This window comes from Reinekea sp. G2M2-21, assembly GCF_015687175.1.
GTDB lineage: Bacteria > Pseudomonadota > Gammaproteobacteria > Pseudomonadales > Natronospirillaceae > Reinekea.
In genome coordinates this window covers 673,993-697,503 of sequence record NZ_JADPQG010000002.1, presented here as the reverse complement: position 1 = coordinate 697,503, position 23,511 = coordinate 673,993, and the positions used below count along the sequence as shown (strand labels likewise).

20 protein-coding genes are annotated in these 23,511 nt (G+C 50.9%); 15 read left to right on the top strand and 5 right to left on the bottom strand.

Going from position 1 to position 23,511, the window contains the following annotated elements:
• Window positions 1-37 precede the first annotated feature (37 nt).
• On the bottom strand, window positions 38-2,236 hold the full coding sequence (locus tag IYN85_RS11735; RefSeq protein ID WP_196159069.1) for a glycoside hydrolase family 9 protein: 2,199 nt from the start codon (window positions 2,234-2,236) through the stop codon (window positions 38-40).
• Between the two features lie 307 nt (window positions 2,237-2,543).
• Here IYN85_RS11735 and IYN85_RS11730 point away from each other — a divergent pair, with 307 nt between their 5' ends.
• From IYN85_RS11730 to IYN85_RS11710, 5 genes are all read left to right on the top strand, one after another.
• Window positions 2,544-3,752 carry an extracellular solute-binding protein gene (locus IYN85_RS11730; RefSeq protein ID WP_196159068.1) on the top strand — a complete coding sequence of 403 codons (1,209 nt, stop codon included), beginning with the start codon at window positions 2,544-2,546 and terminating at the stop codon, window positions 3,750-3,752.
• Between the two features lie 194 nt (window positions 3,753-3,946).
• Entirely contained in the window at window positions 3,947-4,945 is a 999-nt protein-coding gene (locus tag IYN85_RS11725; RefSeq protein ID WP_196159067.1) for a carbohydrate ABC transporter permease, read from the top strand.
• Window position 4,946: 1 nt separating this feature from the next.
• Window positions 4,947-5,801, top strand: coding sequence for a carbohydrate ABC transporter permease (locus tag IYN85_RS11720; RefSeq protein WP_196159066.1), 855 nt, complete (start codon window positions 4,947-4,949; stop codon window positions 5,799-5,801).
• Between the two features lie 90 nt (window positions 5,802-5,891).
• Window positions 5,892-7,238, top strand: a complete 1,347-nt coding sequence (locus tag IYN85_RS11715; protein ID WP_196159065.1) for a GH1 family beta-glucosidase — start codon at window positions 5,892-5,894, stop codon at window positions 7,236-7,238.
• Between the two features lie 254 nt (window positions 7,239-7,492).
• Window positions 7,493-9,526: a methyl-accepting chemotaxis protein gene (locus tag IYN85_RS11710; RefSeq protein WP_196159064.1), complete on the top strand. Its 2,034-nt coding sequence runs from the start codon at window positions 7,493-7,495 to the stop codon at window positions 9,524-9,526.
• A 42-nt stretch (window positions 9,527-9,568) separates the two neighbouring features.
• Here IYN85_RS11710 and IYN85_RS11705 read toward each other — a convergent pair whose 3' ends face one another.
• Together IYN85_RS11705 and IYN85_RS11700 are read right to left on the bottom strand one after the other, a co-directional pair.
• Window positions 9,569-9,835: a hypothetical protein gene (locus IYN85_RS11705; protein WP_196159063.1), complete on the bottom strand. Its 267-nt coding sequence runs from the start codon at window positions 9,833-9,835 to the stop codon at window positions 9,569-9,571.
• 12 nt (window positions 9,836-9,847) lie between these two features.
• Window positions 9,848-10,549, bottom strand: coding sequence for a GrpB family protein (locus tag IYN85_RS11700; protein WP_196159062.1), 702 nt, complete (start codon window positions 10,547-10,549; stop codon window positions 9,848-9,850).
• A 21-nt stretch (window positions 10,550-10,570) separates the two neighbouring features.
• Here IYN85_RS11700 and IYN85_RS11695 point away from each other — a divergent pair, with 21 nt between their 5' ends.
• The 4 genes from IYN85_RS11695 to IYN85_RS11680 are packed head-to-tail and all read left to right on the top strand — an operon-like array spanning window position 10,571 to window position 15,202.
• The gene (locus IYN85_RS11695; protein WP_196159061.1) at window positions 10,571-11,884 is read left to right on the top strand and encodes a TolC family protein; all 1,314 of its coding nucleotides are present in this window, start codon (window positions 10,571-10,573) and stop codon (window positions 11,882-11,884) included.
• A 24-nt stretch (window positions 11,885-11,908) separates the two neighbouring features.
• A complete protein-coding gene (locus IYN85_RS11690) occupies window positions 11,909-12,895 on the top strand; it encodes an HlyD family secretion protein (RefSeq protein ID WP_196159060.1) in 987 nt (328 codons plus the stop codon).
• Window positions 12,892-14,061, top strand: coding sequence for an ABC transporter permease (locus IYN85_RS11685; RefSeq protein ID WP_196159059.1), 1,170 nt, complete (start codon window positions 12,892-12,894; stop codon window positions 14,059-14,061). Before IYN85_RS11690 ends, IYN85_RS11685 begins: the two co-directional genes overlap by 4 nt.
• A 13-nt stretch (window positions 14,062-14,074) precedes the next feature.
• On the top strand, window positions 14,075-15,202 hold the full coding sequence (locus tag IYN85_RS11680; protein WP_196159058.1) for an ABC transporter permease: 1,128 nt from the start codon (window positions 14,075-14,077) through the stop codon (window positions 15,200-15,202).
• On the opposite strand, the gene IYN85_RS11675 is transcribed toward IYN85_RS11680, so the two are convergent.
• A complete protein-coding gene (locus IYN85_RS11675; RefSeq protein ID WP_196159057.1) occupies window positions 15,123-16,187 on the bottom strand; it encodes an AraC family transcriptional regulator in 1,065 nt (354 codons plus the stop codon). The genes IYN85_RS11680 and IYN85_RS11675 overlap by 80 nt on opposite strands.
• Before the next feature lie 139 nt (window positions 16,188-16,326).
• Between IYN85_RS11675 and IYN85_RS11670 the strand changes: the two genes are divergently transcribed.
• Complete coding sequence (locus tag IYN85_RS11670; protein WP_196159056.1) at window positions 16,327-17,013, top strand: hypothetical protein; 687 nt, start codon at window positions 16,327-16,329, stop codon at window positions 17,011-17,013.
• A gap of 601 nt (window positions 17,014-17,614) precedes the next feature.
• Here IYN85_RS11670 and IYN85_RS11665 read toward each other — a convergent pair.
• Window positions 17,615-18,451 (bottom strand): LysR family transcriptional regulator, encoded by an 837-nt coding sequence (locus IYN85_RS11665; protein WP_196159055.1) that lies wholly within the window; start codon window positions 18,449-18,451, stop codon window positions 17,615-17,617.
• Between the two features lie 113 nt (window positions 18,452-18,564).
• Between IYN85_RS11665 and IYN85_RS11660 the strand changes: the two genes are divergently transcribed.
• From IYN85_RS11660 to IYN85_RS11640, 5 genes are all read left to right on the top strand, one after another.
• Complete coding sequence (locus IYN85_RS11660) at window positions 18,565-19,827, top strand: adenylosuccinate synthase (RefSeq protein WP_196159054.1); 1,263 nt, start codon at window positions 18,565-18,567, stop codon at window positions 19,825-19,827.
• 409 nt (window positions 19,828-20,236) lie between these two features.
• Window positions 20,237-21,028 carry a helix-turn-helix domain-containing protein gene (locus IYN85_RS11655; RefSeq protein WP_196159053.1) on the top strand — a complete coding sequence of 264 codons (792 nt, stop codon included), beginning with the start codon at window positions 20,237-20,239 and terminating at the stop codon, window positions 21,026-21,028.
• 9 nt (window positions 21,029-21,037) lie between these two features.
• A complete protein-coding gene (locus tag IYN85_RS11650; protein WP_196159052.1) occupies window positions 21,038-21,478 on the top strand; it encodes an NfeD family protein in 441 nt (146 codons plus the stop codon).
• Window positions 21,479-21,489: 11 nt separating this feature from the next.
• Window positions 21,490-22,398, top strand: coding sequence for an SPFH domain-containing protein (locus IYN85_RS11645; protein ID WP_196159051.1), 909 nt, complete (start codon window positions 21,490-21,492; stop codon window positions 22,396-22,398).
• 12 nt (window positions 22,399-22,410) lie between these two features.
• On the top strand, window positions 22,411-23,355 hold the full coding sequence (locus tag IYN85_RS11640; RefSeq protein ID WP_196159050.1) for an SPFH domain-containing protein: 945 nt from the start codon (window positions 22,411-22,413) through the stop codon (window positions 23,353-23,355).
• Window positions 23,356-23,511 lie beyond the last annotated feature (156 nt).

Genomic DNA, 23,511 nt, shown 5'->3' with positions numbered 1-23,511 from the left:
ACACCGCTGCCGAAACAGCGGCTGTTTGAAAATCCCTCTATTGGCGCTGTGTCAGCAAACTGAGATAACTTGCCCACGCAGACTGCCAGTTGATGGCCACTTCGTTGGTGGCCCAAGAGTCCTGATGATCGATATACACCTGCATCGGTGCTTTGTTGAACAGAGGCGCTGCTGCGGTGTCGCCTTTCAATTCAACAGAATTTGGTCCGCCAGCCAGTAGGCCAAAGGGTTGTGGCGCCGCCTGTGACACCAGTGGTCGGAAATGTGGCCGCTGAATATGGAAGCGGCTGTTACCGGTGGCGAAAATCACTCCGTGCGGGTTCAACCCGAAAAACCAATGACTGGAGCGATACGCTGCCTGCCAATAAAGCTCATTGCCGGTCAATCGATGCAACCACAGCAGTTGCGTACCCAATGTTGCGATGATGCCATTGCTGCCCCAACTAAACGCGTTGCCGGGACCGGCGTAGAGAATCCCATAAGGGTTTTGGACCTGTTCTTGAAGAAGTGGCTCAAACTGCGATTCAACTCTCGCCAGCAATTGCTCAAAGAATTCGGAGTCGTCGGACGGTTGCATCAGGGCCGAAAACAATGCCAGGAAACGAACGTTCATCCAATCCGGGGTTTCATCGCCAAAACGCGGTTGCGCGGCCAGAGCCAACAATTGTTCCTGGTCGTCCGGAGACACTCTTTTACCTTGCCAACTGTGAGACACGCGCGCCAGCAAGCGCTCATCGTCATCGTTGGCATCGGTATAAGGGCCGCCATACTCATGACCATCGTAGCGATCTTCGATCATGATCCGTTGCGGGTTCGCGTCGAGAAAAGCACTGGCCTTTTGTGCAACGGAACGATAATGCGCGGCTAGTTTTTTATCTGCCACCAATTCACTTTGACCGAACACGAACGCCGCCAAGTTCATCACCGCAGCAACGTCGGCGGTAGCGGTGGTCGAAATCGGCATAATGAATTTCTCATCAGTGTCATCCGCCGGTGCCACGGTCAGTGCGGGCCAGTCCCGTGGGTTAACTTTGTGATAGACAGCGCCGTCGTCACGTTGCATGGCCGCCAAAAAGTTCAACTCTGGCACCAGCAAATCGAGAACATCTTTGCGGGCAGGTTCGGTGCGCTGTAGTGGAGAAATGGCGACATCAAAGGCGGTAGGATCTGCGACGTAAGAGAGCAACATCAAATAAACGGACCAGGCACCGTTAACGCTGTAGCGACCGTAGTCACCGGCATCGTACCAACCACCGTAAACATCTTTGCGTTCGCTGGTACCAAACACCCTGGCGCTATGATCTTGCGCATGCGCACCGGGATAGGTGCGCATGTCAAACCAGTGAAATGCGCCTAAGGCCTGATCTCGGGCTTTTTCGTATTCGCTCAGCGAATCTCGAATGCGCAGCAACGCGGACGTGTGTTTCGTTCGCTTGACAGTCTCCGGAATGATCAACGTCGTGTAATCCGGTTGCAGCAATTTCAGATCCAGCACAGTCAATTCCATACCCGAATCGCTGTTCAATGCGCCTCGTTTCAGGTCCAGTTGAGTTTCCTCATGACTGGCCTGACGCACCGTTAACGGCAAAGTATCGGTGGTCAGGTCGGCTTGCCACTCGAGTAGCACCGGCTGCGACTGATCATTCAGGTAACCCAACCGGTTATAGCGCAGAAGGTACGGTTGGGGGCGTAAATCTTCTTCAGGTTGCACACTGATCACCACATTTTTGACTGTCATGTCGTAGCCACCGGCACCGGCCGTCATGAACGATAGGAACTGCACATCGGTTAAGTCTTTTTCCAACGCAAACTCATAATGACCGGAAACGGCCGGCACAAATCCTTTACCATCGTCACCAAATTCTTTTTCAAAACTGGCGACACCTTCTGCCGAAATGGCAACATCCAGCTCCCGGCCATTAACCTGAAACTGCATTAACCGGTTACCCCAAAGCGGCTTAATGCTATCGCCGACAGCCAAATCCAACGCGATTCTTTTTTCGCCATACGGCAGAGTTAACGGGGTATCCACCTTGAAGGTTTCGGCATCGTCAAACGGTGCGTCTTGCGGTCGCAGGTCATAGATTCGAAATCCGCTATTCCCAGGCAATACCTGACCTGCGAGTCGGTTTTTACTCCAGCCCGGTACCGGATCAGCAAAGAATTCCAAAGAGTACTGCAACGGCTCGACAGCAACTGAGGCACATAAAAACAAACAGGCGAGAAGCGTTTTCATGGTTTGAGTCCATTGTTTTTGTTTTATCGCTTGAATTGTAACCGTTTACAGGTCTTAGCTGTCAATGCTTAAAGTGCATTGATTTAGCAGCAATGGAGTAACTGCTTGATATATAAGGAATTGCAACGGATTGCGGGCAATCTGTATGACTGAGATCAGTTTTTTCTTTTATTAACGGTTGACAGTTTGCACGGTAATTCTTAATCTTTCCTGTAATCGGTTACAGGCTGATTTACAGCCGTTACCTAATTCGGGTGCTCAGCGCACCTACCAACAGCAATAAAAACAACAACGCGGAGATAACTCTATGAAAACCCAACTGAAAGCGGGTGTTGCTGCACTGTCACTTCTGGCAGCTGCGACCTTTGCAGCCGATATCCGAATTGACGGATTCCCGGACTACGATACACAAATCAACGCAATCAAAGATGGTTTGCCACAGCACAACATTGAAATGCTGAAAAACAACCATGGCGACCACCACAACAAACTGAAAACCAACCTGGCAACAGGTTCTGGTGCCGGTGACGTTGTTTTAATCGACGTTGGCTTTATCGGTTCTTTCGTGAATGCCGGTGGTTTCGTTGACCTGTCTGACTTCTACAAAGGCATGGCTGGCGACTACGCAAGCTACGCGGTTGAAGCCGGTAAAGGTAACGATGGTAAGCAATATGCAGTTCCTGTCGACTTAGGTCCAGGCGTTATGTACTTCCGTCGTGACTACATGGAAGACATGGGCTTCGACCTTGATGAAGTGATGACCGATTGGGACACTTATGTTGCATACGGCGCGGAACTGAAAAAGAAAGGCATTTTGCTGATCGGTAACGCCAGCGCGATTGCCAATGCTTACTACCGGTTCAACGTTGCAGAAGGTGAAGGTCTGTACTTCGACGCCGATGGCAAGTCTCTGGTCACCTCTGAACGTTTCGTCCGTGGTTTCGAATTAGCTAAAGCGGTACGTGATGGCGGCATGGACGGAAACATCAGTGAGTGGACTGAAGACTGGTACGCGGGCTTCCGTGAAGGCAAGTTTGCGACTCAAATGTCTGGTGCCTGGTTGCTGGGTCACCTGAAAAACTGGATTGCTCCTGATACTTCCGGTCTGTGGGGCGTGAGTAATCTGCCAGCAGGTACCTACGGTACTTGGGGTGGTTCTTACCTGGCTATTCCTAAGCAAGCGAAAAACCCTGCCGCTGCCTGGGACCTGATCCAGTACATGATCTCTGAAGACATTCAGTTGGCTGGCTTCAAAAACATCGCTGCGTTCCCCGCACACACAGGCACCTATTCTGACCCATCATTTAATGAGTCAATTGAGTTCCTGCGTGGCCAGAAAGCTCGTCAAATGTTTGCCAACATCGCGAACAACATTACGCCTGTCACACCAATGAACGGCGACCTGATCGCAGAAGACCTGGTCAACCAAGCATTGGATAAAGTGTTGAACGATGGTGTGTCTATCGAGAAAGCGCTGAAAGATGCTGAGAAGCAAATCAAGCGTCGTGTTCGTTAATCGAACGTTCGCAGAACCGCTATAGCACTTCTGCATTGTGCGACACACCTCCGGGTGTGTCGCAATGAAACGACAATCCTCTCGGATACAGCACGCTTCTCAATCAATCGGCCAATCTTTTTCATGGCAGACGTCGACTGATCGCAATAACCCACTATCTTTAATTAACCGCAAACCTGTGAGCGAGAACTGTTATGAACAGTGATATAGCATCCCCACATGATTTAACCCAGCTTGAAGAAACGGGTACTCAAAAAAGAGAACGGTTCTTAACCAAGTTCACACCCTATGGATTTTTGTCACCGTACATTTTGATCTACGGCGTATTTGGCATCTTTCCCGTATTTTTTATGATTTATCTGTCATTCCATTTGTGGAACCCGGTTGAAGGGTTGAGCTCCATGGAATATGTCGGTTTCGAGAACTATGTTCTGTCACTAACCGACCCGCAATTATGGCAAACCATGTGGAACACGCTGGTCATGGCCATCCTGTCGGGTGTACCCCAGCATTTATTCGCCCTGCCACTGGCCTATTTTCTGGTGATGATGGGCCCTAAAGTTCGTCATTGGCTGACTACTGCGTATTTTTTACCGTACATCACGTCTACCGTCGCCGTATCGATGATCTTCTATGTAATGTATTCAAAAGACAGCGGCATTATCAACGCCGTCTTGGCTTACCTGGCCGACGCGGGATGGAGCAGTTGGTTGTTCGGCGGGTTGAAAGACGTCCTTCCGCTGGGTTGGGTACAGGAAAACAGCCTGATCCGCTATTCAGTCTCTTTTGTCGTATGGTGGAAATACGTCGGCTTTAACACCGTCATATACACTGCTGGTTTAGCCACGATCAGTCACGATCTGTACGAAGCTGCAAAAATTGATGGCGCGAACTCCTGGCAGCGCTTCCGCCATGTATCATTACCATTGCTAAAACCGTTTATTTTCTTCGGCGTCACCTTAACCATTATCGGTAACATGAACTTGTTCGACGAACCCTTCGTGTTGACCGTCGGCGGCCAGTTTGCACAAACCGCCGGTAAGACAATTTCCAACTACCTCTATCAAATCGCCTGGGAATGGTTGGATATGGGAGCCGCTGCGGCAGTGTCCTGGATCCTCTTTGTCGTGATCGGCATCTTCACCGCGGTTTACTTCTATTTCTTCGGCCGCCAAGGTCTGGGGGGCGAATAACATGACTTTTAATCAAGCGACTTTTATCGTTAATCTATACCGCAAGCTCGGCAAGGGCGTGGTAAATGTTTTCCTGGCCGTGTTTGTTTTCATCACCGTCTTCCCGTTCGTCTGGTCGGCCATTTTGGCAACGCACGACCGCACCACGATGTTCAGCGGTGGGATCAATTTTGCCCTCGGTGACAAGATCGTTCAGAACTACGGCAATCTGTTGAAAATCATGGATTTCTGGACTGGCATGATGAACAGCTTCTCGATTTCCGTCATCGGCACCGCTGTTTCTCTGTTATTTTGCAGCATGGCAGGTTACGCCCTGGCGACTTATCAATTCAAAGGCAAGAACGCTATTTTTGGCATTATGGTCGGCTCCATGATGATTCCACCGGTACTGACGCTGATCCCATATTACATGGTGATTTCTGCGCTCGGACTGGCGAACACCCATCTGGCGGTTTGGTTACCGTTCACCATCAATCCATTCGGTATTTTCCTGATTCGCCAATACGTGGTGGCGTCAGTCCCGAAAGATTTGCTGGAAGCGTCTAAGCTCGACGGTGCGAGCGAATTGCGAACCTACTGGAGTGTTGTGTTACCGCTGCTGCGGCCAGGTCTGGCCACACTGGCCATCGTGCAATTTGTCTTCCTATGGAATAACTTCCTGCAACCGCTGGTGGTGTTAAACAGCCCAGACAAAATGGTTATCACGCAAATGTTGCGCGGTGTGCAGGGCGTGCCGAATACACCTTGGGGCGCAGTCATGCTCGGCACGACCATTTCTATTTTACCGCTGGTCGCGCTGTATTTAACCGCCAGCAAACAGATGATCGCGGGCTTAACCGCCGGTGCGGTGAAGTAACCCTCGCGTCTTGCGTCGACATTGTCCCGCCCGGTTTGGACCGGACGGGGCAATAGCAACCTACCGTAAACAAAGCAAAGGCAGTCATTCATGTTTGTTTTACCCAGTGACAGCACGTTGCGACAGAAGCCATTCGTCTTCGGCGTAGCGACTGCATCGTTTCAAATTGAAGGCGCGAACACCGCTGATGGCCGCTGTGAATCCATATGGGATCGCTTCTGTGCCACGCCCGGAAAAGTCCTCAATGGTGATGATGGTTCCGTTGCTTGTGACCACTACAATCGCCTCGAACAGGATCTGGACCTGATTCAAGAGCTGGGTGTCGACGCGTATCGGTTTTCAATTGCCTGGCCGCGCATAGAGCCTATGCCAGGACAATGGAACGAGGCTGGGTTTCAGTTTTATGAACGCTTGATCGATGGCTTAATTGCGCGCGGTATTCAACCTTACCTGACGCTCTATCATTGGGATCTGCCGCAGTATCTGGAAGACAAAGGCGGTTGGATTAACCGCGAAACGGCTTATGCCTTTGCGACGTATGCGAACAAAGTGACGGAGCGCTTTGGCGACAAAGTTGTCTCTTATGCCACCTTTAACGAACCTCTGTGCTCCGCATTTGTTGGCTATCGCTGGGGCAGTCATGCGCCGGGATACCAAGATGAACGACTGGCCTATCAGGCGGCTCATCATCTGTTATTGGCGCACGGTTTGGCCTTGCCATCCATGCGGAACAACGCGTCCAACGCACAACATGGCATCGTTCTGAATTTCACGCCGGCCTATCCATTGACGGACTCTGAAGCGGATAAACAGGCCGCTCGTTTTTCTGAATTGGACGGCGGCGATTGGTTTCTACACCCGTTGATGACGGCAGAGTACCCTCCTGAAGTCGTCGCCGCGCACACCGAGTTTATGCCCACGCAAATGCCTGGCGATCTTGCCATTATTGCGCGGCCGATCGATTTTATCGGTGTCAATTACTATACGCGTTGTGTGATAAAAGCCGGGGACAATGGCAAACCAGACGTCGTCGAACAGTCCAGTCCCAAGACAGACATCGGCTGGGAAATCTACCCGGATGCGCTCACGCGCCTGATGTCCGATATGAAGATTCACTATCCGAATCTGCCCCCCATTTTCATCACAGAGAATGGCGCTGCCGACAATACGGAAAAAGTCGATGGGCAAGTCAATGACGACATGCGTACCGATTACTATCAACAGCATTTGCTCGCCGTGCATAACGCACTCGCTGACGGCGCTGATATTCGAGGTTATTTTGCCTGGAGTCTCATGGATAATTTTGAATGGGCCTATGGTTATTCACAACGGTTTGGCATCGTTCATGTGGATTACGCAACGCAACAACGTACGGTCAAAAAATCTGGGCAGTTCTGGCAGGCGTTTTTGGCGGCCAGAGCCGCAACCGAACGATAAATCTTGGGGTAGTCGTGTGTTACTTCGCCGGGCTTTGCCCGGCTTTTTTTTGGTCGGATTTCTGGTGACGTAACTTCAGGTTTTTATTGATCTGAAAACATCAGTTCATTATGAACAGAATATTTCAAATTCTACTGAACCTAAAAGCACGACATCTTTTATCTCAACTATTCAGTGGCAAGGCCGATATCAAAAAAGCCCTCTCCTGGTAGGCACCCGGATTGTTCTCTGATGTTCTTGAAATGAGGTCGCTTATGTTCCACTTCAAAAAGCTGTTCCAAAAGTTATTGGTTGCTTTTTTGTCTTTGTCCATTCTCCCTATGATCATTTTGGTTTGGATTACCCTCAACAAAGCCAGCGACGCGCTGGAAATCCAGTCCCTCAATCAATTAGAAGCCGTCCGCGAAATTAAGCACAAACAGATCGACGACTTTATCGAAAACACACTAACCACCCTGAACGTAATTAAAGAAGACCCAGCAACGGTTCAGGCCATGTCAAAAATAAACAAAGCGTTCAAAACCGCCGGAAACAGCATTAAGGATGGACAGTGGGAACTATTGGAAAGTATCTACCAACCGCGTTTTACGTCTATTGTCGACAGAACACATTGGTACGATCTGTTCCTGGTTAACACGGATGGGTACGTTGTTTTTTCGGCGGCACGCGAGTCCGATTTAGGCCAATCACTGACCAGTGAAACCTTGAAAAACACGTCCTTCTACAAGGTTTTCGAAAAAGCCCAGACGGCACCAGATGATGTTGTATCGATAGCCGATTTTCTACCTTACACGCCGTCTAATAATGAACCCGCTGCTTTCATGATGACACCGCTGGTGGATGCATTGACCCGTAAACGGATGGGCTATCTGGCTATGCAACTGCCACTGACAGAAATAAACGCCATCATGCATCGTCGCGATGGCATGGGTGAGTCTGGAGAGACTTACTTGGTCGGCCCAGACAATCGTATGCGTTCCGACTCCTTTCTGGACCCCAAAGCGCGCTCGGTCGCTGCCTCCTTCACCGGCTCCGTGTCAGACAATGGTGTGGCGACAGAAGCAACCCGGCAGGTGTTTTCTGGCAATTCTGGAATTGCGCATATTTCCAATCCCGTTGGTACGGCCGTTCTGTCAGCCTTTACGCCAATCGAAATCGGTGACTTTACCTGGGCGCTGATTGCGGAAATGGATGAAGCCGAAGCGTTCGCTGCTATCACAACGCTGTGGCAAATTGCGATTGGCTTGTTTGCGGTGACCATTGTTATCGTCGTTCTGATCGGTATGGTCATCGCCCGCAGCATTAGTTTACCGATCATGGCCGTGTCCCAATCCGCCAGTGACATCGCTGACGGCGACTTAACCGTTGATGTTGCGATTACGCAGCATGATGAAGTCGGCACACTACAAAAATCCATGAAGAGCATGGTATCCAAATTACACACCATGGTGAATCACATTGCCACATCAGCAGACCAGCAAGCCTCTGCTGCCGAAGAGCTGGCGGCCATTACCGAACAAACCACCGCAACCGTCAATCGACAGCAACTCGCCACCGATCAAGTGGCCTCCGCCATTACCGAAATGAGCGCAAGCATTGCCGAGGTGACACAGAACACGGTGGAAGCCTCCAACGCAGCGAAAACCACCAGCGACCAGATGGACAGCAGTGCAACCGTCGTGCGGGACACGGTGACGGAAGTACAGGAACTGGAACGGCAGATTAAAAACGCCGTCGACCTGATTCAGCAACTGGAAAAGGGTGCCAGCGATATTGGCGGTATTCTTGACGTTATTAAGGGCATCGCTGATCAAACCAATCTGCTGGCGCTAAACGCCGCTATTGAAGCGGCGCGCGCCGGAGATCAGGGTCGAGGCTTTGCCGTCGTTGCTGATGAAGTACGCTCACTGGCACAGAGTACACAGAATTCAGCCGGTGAAATCGAGCAGATGATTACCAAGTTACAAGCAGGTGCGCACAGCTCGGTCAGCGCCATGACCAACGGTGCTAAGCAGACAGATATCATTGTTTCCAAGATAAAAAACCTGGCCGATGTCCTTAACCAATCTCAAGTGGCGGTCAACCAGATTTCAGACATGAGCCTGCAGATTGCCACCGCCACCGAAGAACAGAGTTCGGTCTCCAATGAAATCAGTGACCGCGCCAATGAAATCAGCCAACTGTCCACGGAAACCGGCGAAAGTGCCACACAGATCGCCACCGCCAGTGACGAATTGGCGCGGTTGGCCGGTGATCTGGCCAGCCAGGTGAGTCAGTTTAAAATTTAACGGCGAGATAACAGGACCGAGCGAATCAGTACTGTTTGTGACTCACACCGACGCCCATAATTGGGCGATCACATATAAAGACATCCGTCCTGCGGTTATGAACAAAACAGTCATCGCCCCTGAAACAACAATCCACGAGCGGGGCTGCGTAAAAGCACGTTTGGTAAAGACCCAAACGCTTATGCTCGCCAGCGCCGGACCAACGCCGGCCCAAAACACCAGGGTAACCAGACCCGGTATGAACGGCCAATGAATAAAAACGGCATTCAGCAGCAGATAGCCCAGTGTCGCCAGTATCAACACCAACACGAATGTCGTTTTTTATTGGTTCGTGCTGTTCGTGAATTGCGCAAGTACCCGTTCAATTAATTCTCCTTTTTGCTCGGTGTAAGTCCGGCGATCGTCCGCATGCAGTTCTGCCAACATTTCCTTCCGCTGCTGATACTTCTCTCTCAAAGCAACGTCACTGCGAAGCGCATCACAGAATATCAGGTAATGCTCAAAGCGATGACTGTCCGGTAAAGAAACGTGCACATAATGCGTCCGGCAGTGCTCTGCACCTTTGGCAAAAAAATAATCACCTTTAATGTGGCGTTCGCCAAAGTATTGGTAGCCCAGCTCGGTAAAGGGCGCTACCAGGGCTTGAATGTCAGCCAGCGTGGCCACTTCGATCGCGATGTCGATAATCGGCTTGGCGGCCAACCCTGGAACCGCAGTGCTGCCGACGTGGGCAATGCGTAAATCTACGCGGCCACCGGCTTGTGTTAACCGTTGGCACTCAGAGTCATAGTCATTGGCCCAATGAGGGCGGTATGGCCGCAACTGAACTGTTCCACGTGGTAACCCGATCATAGTCGCCTCTGCTTGCATCTCATCCAAACCGGCATAGTAACCAACATCGCTAGCATTTACAGCGTTAGGCACCTGCAAGAACGCGCCAGAAGTCACTTGTTGCAAATGATAAGCGTTTGGCGCGTCAGGATAAGGGTGATTACGGTTCGCTCCGTAGACTGTGCCGTCCACTGGTTAGAACTGACTTGCAACATGAAACACCCCAAAACTTTATTCTTTTCCGTGCTGTTACTGAGCGCGGGTACCAGCATGGCCGATGTCTCCATTCACGAAGCCTGGCAACAACTACTCAATGAACACGCCGGTCTGGCCGCCGAAAACTTCCTCATCGATGCCGCTCAGGCGCAGGTGGGAGACGCAAAAGCCAAACGCTTGCCCGGCGTGGAGTTCAGCAGCCAGTGGAATATGCTCAATGATGAACTGGGCCTGTGGATCGACACCAGTGTCCTGATGCCGCAAGGTCAACCGGTGTATTTTCCAATTCAGGACGAAACTTTCTGGGATACGCAAATCACCACGACTTTGCCACTCTATACCGGCGGTAAAATCAGCGCTGGCATCGCGGCCAGCGAAGCCGACGTTGCCCATCAGCGCGCGGCTAAACAACAGGCGCAGAACGAATTGTTTACCCAATTTGTTCGACGTTTCTTAAGCGTGAATCTGACCGCAGAAAACGAACACATTCGCCGCCTGGCCTTCGAGAACCTCGAGCAGCATCTGCAGCGCGCCATCCGCATGCAAGAAGAAGGATCTATTGCCTACACCGAACGCTTGCAAGCAGAAGTGGAGCGCGACAAAGCACGGAGAGAATGGCGCAACGCCTACGCCGAACATGAGCTGGCGGTCAGCGCGTATCGTGCGTTGTTCACATCGCAGGTCGCATTACCGGAGCAGTCTCTCAGTTTCCGCTCTTACCAGCACTTAAACGACAATGCGCTGGCCCTGCGGGCTGTTCGCAATCATCCGGGTGTCGCCCAAATCAACGCACAACAGGCTAAGGCACAAGCCGGCTTGCAGGCCAGTCGCGCCGAATTCTTACCCACCGTGGCATTGTTTGCCAATGTGGAATTAGCCACGGATGACCTTACGCAATTGGATCCGGAGTGGGCTGCGGGCATTCATGTGCAATGGAAGCTCTTTGGTCAAGGCAATCGCTTCAAATCCAGTGCGCGCTATAAAGCGTCCATAGACGCCGCGGATCTGAAACGGTCGCAGGCGGCCAGAGACATCCGCATTCTCATCGAACAGAAACAGACGACCATTGCGTACGCCGAAGAAAGTTATCTGGCACTGCAGTCCAGCATCACCCTGGCCGAGGAAAATCTGCGTCTTCGGCAGTCCGCCTTTGCCCAGGGTATCGCCACGTCGCTCGATGAAATTGACGCCCAGTTGTTGCTGACCGGTTTGCAGTTGGAAAGTCAAAAGGCGCTGTATGACTATTACACCGCGCTGGCTGAACTCACGGCGCTGACCGCCCAGCAAAGTTCCTTTTTTCAGCTGTTTTAATTCTTGCATTAACGAGAGAGTCACATGAAACGTACCACCAGTATCATAACGGCACTGTACATAGCAGCGTTGGTCGCCTTTATCGGTTATGGCTATTTTTTGCAGAGCAACAGTGCCGATCATCTATTACAAGCGACCGTTGAAGCGCCTGAAATTCGCATCAGCGCTAAAATACCCGGCCGCGTTGAATCCATTTCAGTTCGCGAAGGCCAAACTGTCGCACCCGGCGATTTGATTTTCACACTGGAAAGCCCGGAACTGATCGCCAAGCGTGAACAGGCACTGGCACTGATTGAAGCCAAAAGTGCGTTAAAAGACCGCGCGGTTCGCGGTGCTCGAGATGAAGAAGTGGCGATGGCTAAAGACAATATGCTGCAAGCGCAGACGGCGTCAGAGTTGGCACAGAAGTCTCTGACCCGTTTATCCAATTTATTCAACGACGGACTGGTACCAGAGCAAAAATTAGACGAAGCCAAGGCACAGGCTAACGCGGCAAACTTTGCCATGCAGGCGGCAACACAGCGCTACCAGATGGCGACCAACGGAACCGATCAAGAGCTGATCAGCGCCGCTGAAAGTGACCTACGCGCCGCCGAAGGCGTGCTGGCCGAAGTGGATGCCGCGATGGCGGAAACCCGTATCAGCAGTAACAAGTCGGGGGAAGTGACATCTGTTCTGATTCACGAAGGCGAAATCTCACCGGCAGGGTTTCCTGTGGTGACGCTGGTGAATCTGGACGATGCCTATATCCGTTTCCATGTCAGTGAAGATCAACTATCTGACTTCAACAAAGGTGCCTCATTTAACGCCTACCTGCCTGCGTTAGATGTTACTGAACGCTTCACCGTGGACTTTGTCTCGGCCATGGGTGACTACGCAAACTGGCGGGCTACCAAACCCGGCGAATACGATTTAAAAACGTTTGAAGTTCACGCAAGACCACAGATTCCCTTGCAGAACTGGCGCGCAGGAATGTCCGCAGTCATTAATCTGGCTGAGTCACATTCATGAGCGTTTTTTGGCTGGGCGTCCAACGGGAATGGAGGCGTATTCTGACGCAACCGACCTATTGGGCGTCCCTTTTTTTGCTGCCTTTGCTTGCGTTTGTTACCGTCAATGGCGTGATATCGACTCCGTCAGTGAACAATGTGGCGCTCGATATTGTCGACCTGGATCGTTCCGCGGCTTCACGCGATTTGCAATTTCGCTTGGACGCCAGCTCATCGATCAGTATTGCAGACCAATTACCGGATGCGCACCGCGCTTTGCAACGAGCTCAGGATAAAACCACATTCGGGTACCTGATTATCCCAGCAGACTACCAGCGACAGCTGATCGCCGGTGAACAGGTGAGTATTAACGTTTTCGTGAACCAACAGAATTTCATGTTGGGTAACACCATCAGCAGCCAGGTACTGCGTCAGGTGATTGAAAGCAGTCTACGCGACAGCGCCAGCGCGCTGATGGTCGGTGGCCAAATGAAAGAACAGGCCCTGGCGAATGTGTTGCCGATCAAAAGCGCGCGCAGTGTTTTGGGCAACAGCTATTTGAATTATCGAACTTTTTTGCTGGCCACCATGCTGCCACACCTGTGGCACGTTCTGGTAATGGTGGTAACCGTGATCGCACTCGGCAAAGAATTCAAAGATGGCACCATTGAACAGTGGTACCGCGCTAGTGGCAATCACTTGTCGCTCGCCTTGACATCAAAGCTGTTGATACCAGCGGTGGTATTGGCGTTATGGATTGGTCTGATTGACGTCGCCATTTTCGCGGAGAATAACGCCGGTGGTTATGCTTCACTGCCGAGCCTGCTCGTCGCCAGTTGGCTAACACAGTTTTGCTACCATACGGCAGGATTGTTGGTGGTGGCGCTCACGGCCAATTACCGGCAGGCATTGAGTTTGGCTGCGTTTTACACCACCCCGGCTTTCGCGTTTATCGGCGTCACCTTTCCCACGTTCAATATGAATTGGGTTTCTCAATTGTGGCTGGCGTTTTTACCCATCGGAATTTTGGTGCGTTGCCAGAACGCCATCCTGCATTGGCAGCAAAATCTGTTTGATGTGTGGCCGCAGCTGTCTATTGTAGCGGTTTTTGCACTTTGCTTTGGCGTGCTCGGCATGATGTTGCTGCGCAGTAAAGTTTCCCGACAAGAACTCTGGCATCAGCATTAACAGGGCACGAACTATGAACACGTTAATCCAAGAAATTTCCTGGCTAAACCGACATCGTGGCGCATTGTTGATTCTGCTCGGTGCGCCGATTCTGTACGCATTCTTTTACCCGCTACCGTACCAGCACGCCGTGGTGGATAACATTCCACTGATCGTTTGGGATGATCAACAATCGGCGACCAGCCGTGACTGGATAGCGCAGTTCGACGCTCACCCGAAATTGCAGGTGATTGCGGTCTATCCCGGAGAGCCTGATCAAGCCGTCTGGCAACAGCAGACGGACGCGCAAGCTTTTCTACACATCCCCAATCTCGCTGACACGCGCATTGCTCATCAACAACAGGTCGTGATGGCTTATGGCGGCAAGGCAGACAATTTTTTGGTTTACAGCACGGCGATGCGCGCCATCGCACAAACACTGCAAGCCTTAAACGAAAGCTATTCAGAACAGGCCTTTCTGACATTAGAAGGTAATGGCATTACCGCTGCACAACTGGCGGACCCGATCAAACTGGACATCACGCAACTGTTTAACGACAACGCCAGTTACATGCAGTATTTGGTACCGGCGGTCTTTCTGGTGATTGTGCAACAGGTCATTATGATTGCACTCGGAATGCATTGGGGTTATCGCTTTGAAATGCAGCGACCGCTGGGGCAACCGGTTATGGTGTGGTTGGCTCACGTCAGCATTTACCTGCTCAGTGGTCTTGCGCTGATCGTCTTTTTTTACCGGATGATTCTCCCATGGCAAGGTGTTTTTATTGAAGGCAGTGGCCTGCAAATGCTGTCGGTCGTGACGCCCTTCTTACTGGCTGTGATCGGTTTCGGCATGGTGCTCAGTATTGGTTTTCGCGAGCAGGAGTCGGCCATTATCTGGCTGCTGCCTCTGGCAGTCCCCTTCTTGCTGATGGCCGGGGCCAGTTGGCCGAGCTTTGCGATGGCGCCCTGGGTGCAAACACTGGCACCCTGGATCCCATCAACCTGGGGCATAAACGCGATGATTGATGTCGCCTTTATGCACCACACGCCTGACTATACCGTTGGGTGGCGTAACGCGTTTATTTGGTTGAGTCTGGGTCTTTTGCTGCGAGTGCTTGTTGTCGGTAAAGCGCAGGCGGCTGCCCCGTCCATTGCTTAAACGCACGGGTAAAGTTTGCCGGTTCGGTAAAGCCAAGTTGGTAACCGACTTCGAGTACCGGAATAGACGCCTGCCGTAAATATTGCAAAGCCAATTCTTTACGGGTATTCACCAACAACTGCCGGAAGCTTTTGCCGTTGTCTGCCAGTTTCCGTTGCAGCGTGCGTGACGACATATTCAACGCCCTGGCAACGGACTCTTGGGTAGTGTTTCCCCGCGGCAGTTGGCGGATAATGGCAGACACCACCAAGGCACTGACATCGTCTTTTAAAACATTCAGATAAGACTGCACGATACGGTCGTGTAATTCAGCCAGTGTCGGATTCGCCGACGGTAAAGGTTTCAGCAACTGCTCTTTACGAAAGCAAACCTGAACGAAATCGGCGTCATCGATCAACTCACATTGCACATGCGCTTGATAGGCATCGAACAGATGCCCCAGTTTACGATTCAAATAGATCCGTTCAGCGGTGAACTGCACTCCAAAGAAACTGCGGCACAAACTCAGTAATGCCAGCGCGCCGGATTCACGTAACTGCGCCACACTTAGAGCCAGAGCTTCCACGGAAAACTGTTTGCGCAGGGTATTGATCAGCTCCGACGATTCCAGACGGATAGTGACTTCGTCGCCGTCCTCCAACAGTCGCAGAGAAATGGATGACGTAATCATCGGGTAGTACTGCTCGAGCCGTTTCAGCGCATCGAATCCAGTCTGGCTGGTAGCCATGGCAAAACCCAGGGCGTGAAAAGTACCCGCGTGTACGTTGCGTGCAACCCGCAACGGCAGGTCATGCCCCAATCGGTCAACACCTGCTTGCCAGAGCCGGATCACCTCCAGGGTGGATACCTGAGAATTGGGATCATCCAGCGTGGTCCGGTCGATCCCGGCGTTGCTCAACAGAGCGTCGACATCCTCTCCTTCCTGCTGTAATACCTGAACAATCAGCCGTGGCCAACTGCTGAGCACGGTCAGTGTTGTCATCATGGATGGCTTCCTTCGTGTTGCGCTTCGATAAGACGGGTTCCACAGTCCGTGCGCCCGTTTCGGTGTTGCCCCTTAAATGGGGTTAAATTTCCAGTCTTAAACTACACTTTTTTCTGAACTCACTTTTTGTGTTGCGCTCATGTCTCAAAATCGATGGTCAGCTATTCTGGTGGGCGCCTGTGTCGTTCTGTTTTCAACCAACATGGCGACAATAGTACAGGCCGAACCACTGCGGGTTACCATTTCGACGGTGGCCGCAGATGTTTTGACGGAAGAACGGATTCGGGTTACCAGCGCACTGATTAACAGCGGTTTCACGCCCGACATTATGGTTTTACCGGCACGCAGAGGACTGCAGATGGTCGCATCCGGCGATGCGGCGCTGGATATGTTACGCATTGAAACCGCCGAGCCCGCCTTGCAACAACTGATTCAGTTACAACCGGCTGTGGGATCATTCAAGGCAAACATGCTGGTGGCCACCAACCGAAAAGAATTATGCCAAACGCCGAAAACAGATCGTGCATCCCAATCCATTGCCGGTGTCATCGGGGTACTGACGTTCGAGCAAGTGCTGTACCCACAATTTAGTCGTGTAGAAGTAAGCCCAGGTATTGAGAATGCGCTGAAAATGGTCATCACCAAACGTGCCGACGTGTCGTTTTGGATACCCGAGCAACTGGCAGGGGTTGATCCAGCCATTCTGGAACAGATTTATGTCTGCCCCGAACAAAGCCTTCAGTTGTATGTTTACAGCTATTTGAATCCAGACTACGAATGGGCCCGGGAGCGAATCGAAAAGGCTTACCGTGACATGTTTGAATAATTCGATGTCTGTTATTGGCATGTATTTCTGTTTTTTAGTGACTGACTGTAAATACAAGGAGCACTCGTTTAAGGCTCACATTGGCTTTTAACTGTTGTTAGCTTTCAACGTGATCTGACGATTCAGTTTCGGTTCTTGAAGAATAAAGCTCTCGGAGTTTTTTACTTTTCAAGGGGAGATCCCCTTGAACCCCCTTTTGTCGCCCGCTTTGGTGTTCTTCCTTAATTGTCTCTTACTTCGAATGGTCGCTTGAGCATCCATGCCCTTGAATCCGTTGCGACGTGTCAATTAAGCCAGCCAAAGCAGATACGACGGAAGGGTTATTTACACCTGATCGGGTTGAATAGAATTTGCTGTTTCGGAGAGTGGATAGTCGTTTGTAGCGACGGCTGGAATTGTTAAACGGCGAGCCGGATTTGTCGGACCGGTGCGACCCTTGACGGCGAAAATCTACCAATGAAACCATGTCACTAAATGACGCAAATGCCTTTGTTACAAACCGACTTAGGTTTCAGCAAGTTCTATTCCCCGGCGTATTACTTGCTCCCCCTTTCATTAGCGAAACCCTGCTACGTCGGTTCTATCGAACCCAAGAAATGAATCAACCCCGAGGCTCGATCAACCGGAACCAAGCCTGAGCTGCCGGTTTTAGCCGCTGATAGAAGATGACCATCTTACGCTTACGCAAGCCGCGGATACCAACTCTGACAAGGTCTTCCGGCAGGGCGAACTCCGGAATAATCGCAACACCCAGCTGCAACCTGGCCAACACGACCTGAGCATCGACACTGCCGAGTGACATGGTTTTTTCCGGCCTCAACTGCTTACTGGCAAACCAATCCATGATCAGCTTACGTGACAAAGTACGCTCTTCCAGCAACAACAGGTTTTCCTGTACCAGCCGATGTGCCGTAACAGTATTTTGAGCTGCCAGAGCATGTTGCGGATTTACGGCGGCGACTTCCTGATACTCCAGCAATGGCCGATGAATCAGCTTGGCATGATCCTGTTCGTACAGGGCAATAGCCAAGTCGGCCTCGCCCATCAGCACGGCTTGCTGTGCGCCGTGGGTGGTGCGGTTCAGAATAGACATGTGGACTTGCGGAAATTGCTGGTTGAACAATGCAATCTTGTCGAGCAACGTGAACCGCATCAAGGTATCACTGCAGGCAATGGTCAGTTTGCCAGCTACCAGTGACTGCTCTGCCTGGACGAATTCGAGCGTTTGCTGCCATTGCGCCAGTATCTGCTGCGCGTTGACCAACAGATGCTCACCAGCATCGGTCAACCGTAGTGGATGCCGGGCAAACAGCGCAGTACCCACAGTCGCTTCCAGCTGCTTGATTTGCAGGCTCACTGCCGGTTGCGACAAATGCACTTGCTCTGCCGCTCGACTGATATTCCGGGTCGCTGCAACGGTCACGAATGTTTGTAACAAGCCTAAATCCATTATTAAAATCTCTTATGAAAATAATAAAAACAATAAAATTCTCTAATTTTCTATTTGAGCATAGTGTATGACCGGATAACACAACCGAAGAGCGTTTTTTTATGCCACAGAACCCACAAATCCGTATTGTCGTTGGAGCCAATTGGGGCGACGAAGGAAAAGGCCGAATGGTCGATTATTTTGCACAGCAGGCGGATATCGTCGTTCGTTATCAGGGCGGAAATAACGCCGGGCATACCGTCATTAACGAACTTGGAGAATTCAAACTGCACCTGCTGCCCAGTGGGGTATTTAACCCTGCTGCGTTGAATATTCTTGGCCCGGGGATGGTTATTAATCTGGCCGGCTTACTCGACGAGCTACAATCGCTGCAGACACAGCAAATTTTCCCACAGGTCATGGTGTCGGACCGGGCAACCTTGGTCCTGCCTATACACAAACTGGAAGATGAACTTGAAGAACAGCGGCTGGGCAACGCAGCCTTTGGGTCGACAAAGAACGGTATCGCTTACGCCTATGCTGATCGTTACGCTAAAAAAGCCCTACAGGTCGGCATGCTGACCAACCCTGATACTCTGCGCAATCATCTGCAGCGTTGGTACGATTGGAAAATTCCGATGATGAAAGGTTTGTATGGCGACTTTGAGCACCCGGATTTTCATCAGTTACTGACTTTGCTATCGGCACAGGCCGAACAAGTCGCGCCGCTGATCGGCAATGTGTCCCATTTATCCATCGCAGGGAAAAACCTCTTGCTGGAAGCTCAACTGGGCAGCCTGCGCGATCTTCACTTCGGTAATTATCCCTACACCACCTCGTCCTCGGTATTAGCCGCAGCGGCCGAAGTGGGCAGTGGGCTGTTTTGGCGCACGACCCCGACGGTCACCGCGGTGGTGAAAAGTTTTTCCTCTTCTGTGGGTCAAGGCCCCTTCCCCACAGCAATGACCGATATGACCGCTTTGCGTGAAAGTGCGTTGGAATACGGCGCAACGACCGGACGAGCACGAGACATTGGCCATTTCGATGCGGTAGCGACCCGCTATGGCGTTGCCTTGCAGAAAGCGGATGAAGTAGCGCTGACAAAACTGGACTGCCTGTCGGGGATCGACACATTGAAAATCTGCACGCACTATGAATTAGATGGTGTCACCTTGAGTAAATACCCCATGACCGAGGATCTTTTGCACGTCACTCCGGTTTACCGCGATTTACCCGGCTGGACCGAAGACATCAGCACAGTGCGTGAGTTTGCGCACCTACCTCAGGCAGCCAAAAACTACGTACTCAGCATTGAAGAGCTGATCGGCACACCTATTCGCTATGTGTCCGTTGGACCGGAACGGGCGCAGTTAATCAATCGCTGAGATGAATGAAACGGGCAGAATTGCCCGTTTGCAAACATTACGTTTTCTGAGTCCAAGTTCGCATTGCGATGAGGGCTGAAGACAACGACTCTTCCAATCTAGCAACTTCACACTCACAGCTCTTTCGTGCCACCTTTTAAACTGACAATTCCTCCTGTGTTTCATGACTATCGACCTATTCACAAAATTAATTTCAAATTAGCTGCAAAAAAATAGTTGTATACGTTGAATATTGGGAGTAAGGTCTCGTCATGCTCAAACATTAACCAAGGGTATAGGGAGTGTGAGTTATGGCAATGACGAACCCGACCAAACAGCTCATTATCGGTAGTAGCTTGGTATTGGCCATGTACGCATTAATTCTATTACTGCGTCTTTGACAGCAATGAACCGGCACACTGGAGACATCATGGAAACGTTGGAACGCCAGGTATTAGATAACCTCGTCCGCTTACGCAAGCGCGCTGGGTTGTCACAAAAGCAAGTCGAGACACAGTTGGCTTTGCGCACCAATACACTGTACGACATTGAAAAAGGCCGGCTAAAACTGCCATTTGTGCTCGCCGTGCAATTGATGGACTGCTATCACGCGCCACTGGACGCGTTGATTCAAAACGACTCGGCAGCAACCACCACCGGAACCGAACAACCTCAGAAGGCTGTCAGCAGTTTAGCGGCCCTGGGTATTATCGACAGCGGCATTCACCCGCTGGCCAATTTCATCGCTCAAGACCCGGTTATTGTTGCCGAGATTGGTGTTGGTCAGCTCGGTAAGAAACCGCTCATGGAATTGCTGCTGGCCAATCTCACCGAAACTCAACAGCAACATTTCGTTCTGGACCTGTATCGCTACATTAATTCGTTGATCAGCAGTGACGGAGAAATCCGGGACAGCGAAATAAAACTGCGCGACACACTGATTGCACAAGCTCAGGTGGAACTGTCGGAATCCGACAAAAAAAGTATCGCCCGTGCCTTTCAGAAACCGTTTTTTGGCAAATCTATGGCGAAAAGCTTGCCACGCAATGCCTACAAACACTTTCTCGTCTGGACGTTGCATCTGGTATCACGCAGCGATGGCAAGGTGCACTACAAAGCGCGCGACTACATTCATCAGGTTGCGGAACATATTGAATTGCCGATGAGCGCATTTCGCTTTATCGAAGAACAGGTAGCAACAGCCTACCGCGATGATGTTTAAGGAGAGACTATGGAAACTTTACCCCTTATTTGGATTGGGCTCGGTGTTGCGTTAGTTCTGCTGGAACTGGTAATACCCGGTGCCGTGCTCGGCTTTATTGGTGGCGCAGCTATTTTAACCGGCATCCTGATTTATCTGGGTCACCTATCCGGTCCGGTCGATATCATGATGACGTTTTTTGTGTCATCAATCTTTTTTATTCTGGTACTAAGGACCGGTTTGATGAAACTGTTTCCATCACAATCGTTAGTGGAAAATACCGACGAAACGAAAGATGCCATCGGTCGTATTGTCGACGTTATCGAACCGATCACGCCCTACCGGCGTGGACGCATAAAGTATTTGGACGTCAGCTGGGAAGCACAGGCTGATATCGAAATTGAGGCAGGTCATCAGGCTGTTATCAGCGGCCGAGACGGCAACTGCTGGATCGTAAAATCACTGAACTAAAGGACGACACTATGGTGCTCTTTACAATATTGGTGCTCATTGCACTGTTTCTGTTTAAAGTTTTTTTCGTGGTCGTACCGATGCGGGAATCTTACGTTGTCGAACGACTTGGCAAATTCCGCGCGGTCTTCGATCCGGGTCTGCATATCATCATTCCGTTTTTCGACCGCATTGCCTACCGGCACGAAATTCGCGAACAGGTTTATGACATTCCGGCGCAACACTGTATTACCAAAGACAATATTCAGGTGGAGATCGACGGGCTGGTATACCTGAAAGTCATGGACCCGAAACTGGCCAGCTATGGTATTGGCGACTATCGCAATGCGGCGATCAATCTGGCGCAAACAACCATGCGTTCGGAAGTGGGTAAGTTGTCACTCGGGCAGATATTCTCTGAACGTGAAACTCTAAACGAAACCATCGTTCGCGAGATCGATCGCGCCTCTGAAAGCTGGGGTATTAAGATGTACCGGTATGAGGTTGCCAATATCGCGCCGTCCGCGCACGTTGTGACCACGCTGGAAAAACAGATGGTCGCTGAACGTGACCGTCGCGCAGACATCACCTTGGCCACCGCGCAGAAAGAAGCCAAAATCAACATGTCCGAAGGTGAACGTCAGGAAGCGATCAACCATTCCGTGGGTGAACGTCAACGCCGAATCAACATCGCTGAAGGTAAAGCACAGGAAATTTCCCTGCTTGCAGAAGCACAGGCACAGGGTATCGCCATGGTCGCAGAAGCCATCAACAAACCGGGTGGCAACAAGGCCATCAAAATGCGTTTGGTCGATCAGTTCGTCGACGAGCTAGGTAAAATTCTCGATGGCTCTGATATTTCTGTTCTGCCCAGTGAAATGGCTCGCGTGAAAGGCATCTTTGAAGGTGTCGATCAGGTGTCCAAGACATTTAAGAATTAAGGAGCACAATTTATGTTTGGAATTAATGATTTTGGTGATGTCTTTGTGCTTGTGGTGTGGAGCATTATTTTTCTGCTGTTCATCGTGGCACTGTTTCGTTCGTTGTATTTTGTACCGACAAAAAGTGCGTTCATCGTTGAGCGTTTTGGTAAGTATCTGAAAACCATGGAGCCCGGCTTTCACGCCATTGTTCCCTTCATCGATAAAGTGGCGGACCGCGTCAACCTGAAAGAAATGACTATTGATGTACCACCGCAATATTGTTTCTCCATGGACGAAATCAACCTGCAGGTAGATGGCGTGATCTACATGGCGGTTATCGATCCGAGCAAGGCGTCTTACGGTATTGTCGACTATGTTGATGCCGCCGTTCAATTGGCGCGAACCACCACACGTTCGGTCATCGGCACACTGGAACTGGAACGAACGTTCGAAGAGCGCGACCTGGTCAGCGCGAAAGTCGTTGAGGTGCTGAATGCAGCCGGTCAGGCTTGGGGTATTCGCGTACTGCGCTTTGAAATTAAAAACATTCTGCCGCCTGTCTCAGTGAATGAAGCGATGGAACGTCAGGTCACTGCAGAACGAGACCGTCGAGCCATTCTGGCCAAGAGCTTGGGCGATAAACAATCGCGCATTAATGTTTCCGAAGGTGAAATGACCGAGACCATCAACGTCTCCGAAGGTGACAAGCAACAGCTGATTAACGAAGCTGAAGGTAAAGCGCAGGAAATTTTGACCATCGCCAAAGCCACGGCTGAGTCGATCACCAAAATTGGCGCTGCAATTCACGAACAGGGCGGTGAAGAATCAATCCGCCTACAGTTGGCTGAAAAGCTGTTTAACAAAGTGGGTTCTTTGGCGGACGCACACACTCGCGTGGTACTGCCCGCCAACGTGGCTGATTTCCACGGCTGGTTAAAGATGGCGGATTTGGAACTGCTGCCAGAGAAAAAGTAAGCATTGTCGGTTTGACATGGAAAGACGGCGTTTGCCGTCTTTTTTTGCAGAACGTTTCTATAAGCGTCTTGTCATCTTTATTCAGGTCAGCTTATCAGGCAAAAATGGAGTAGAAAGAGTAGGACCAACGGAACACACTATTGCCTGGCTAGCATC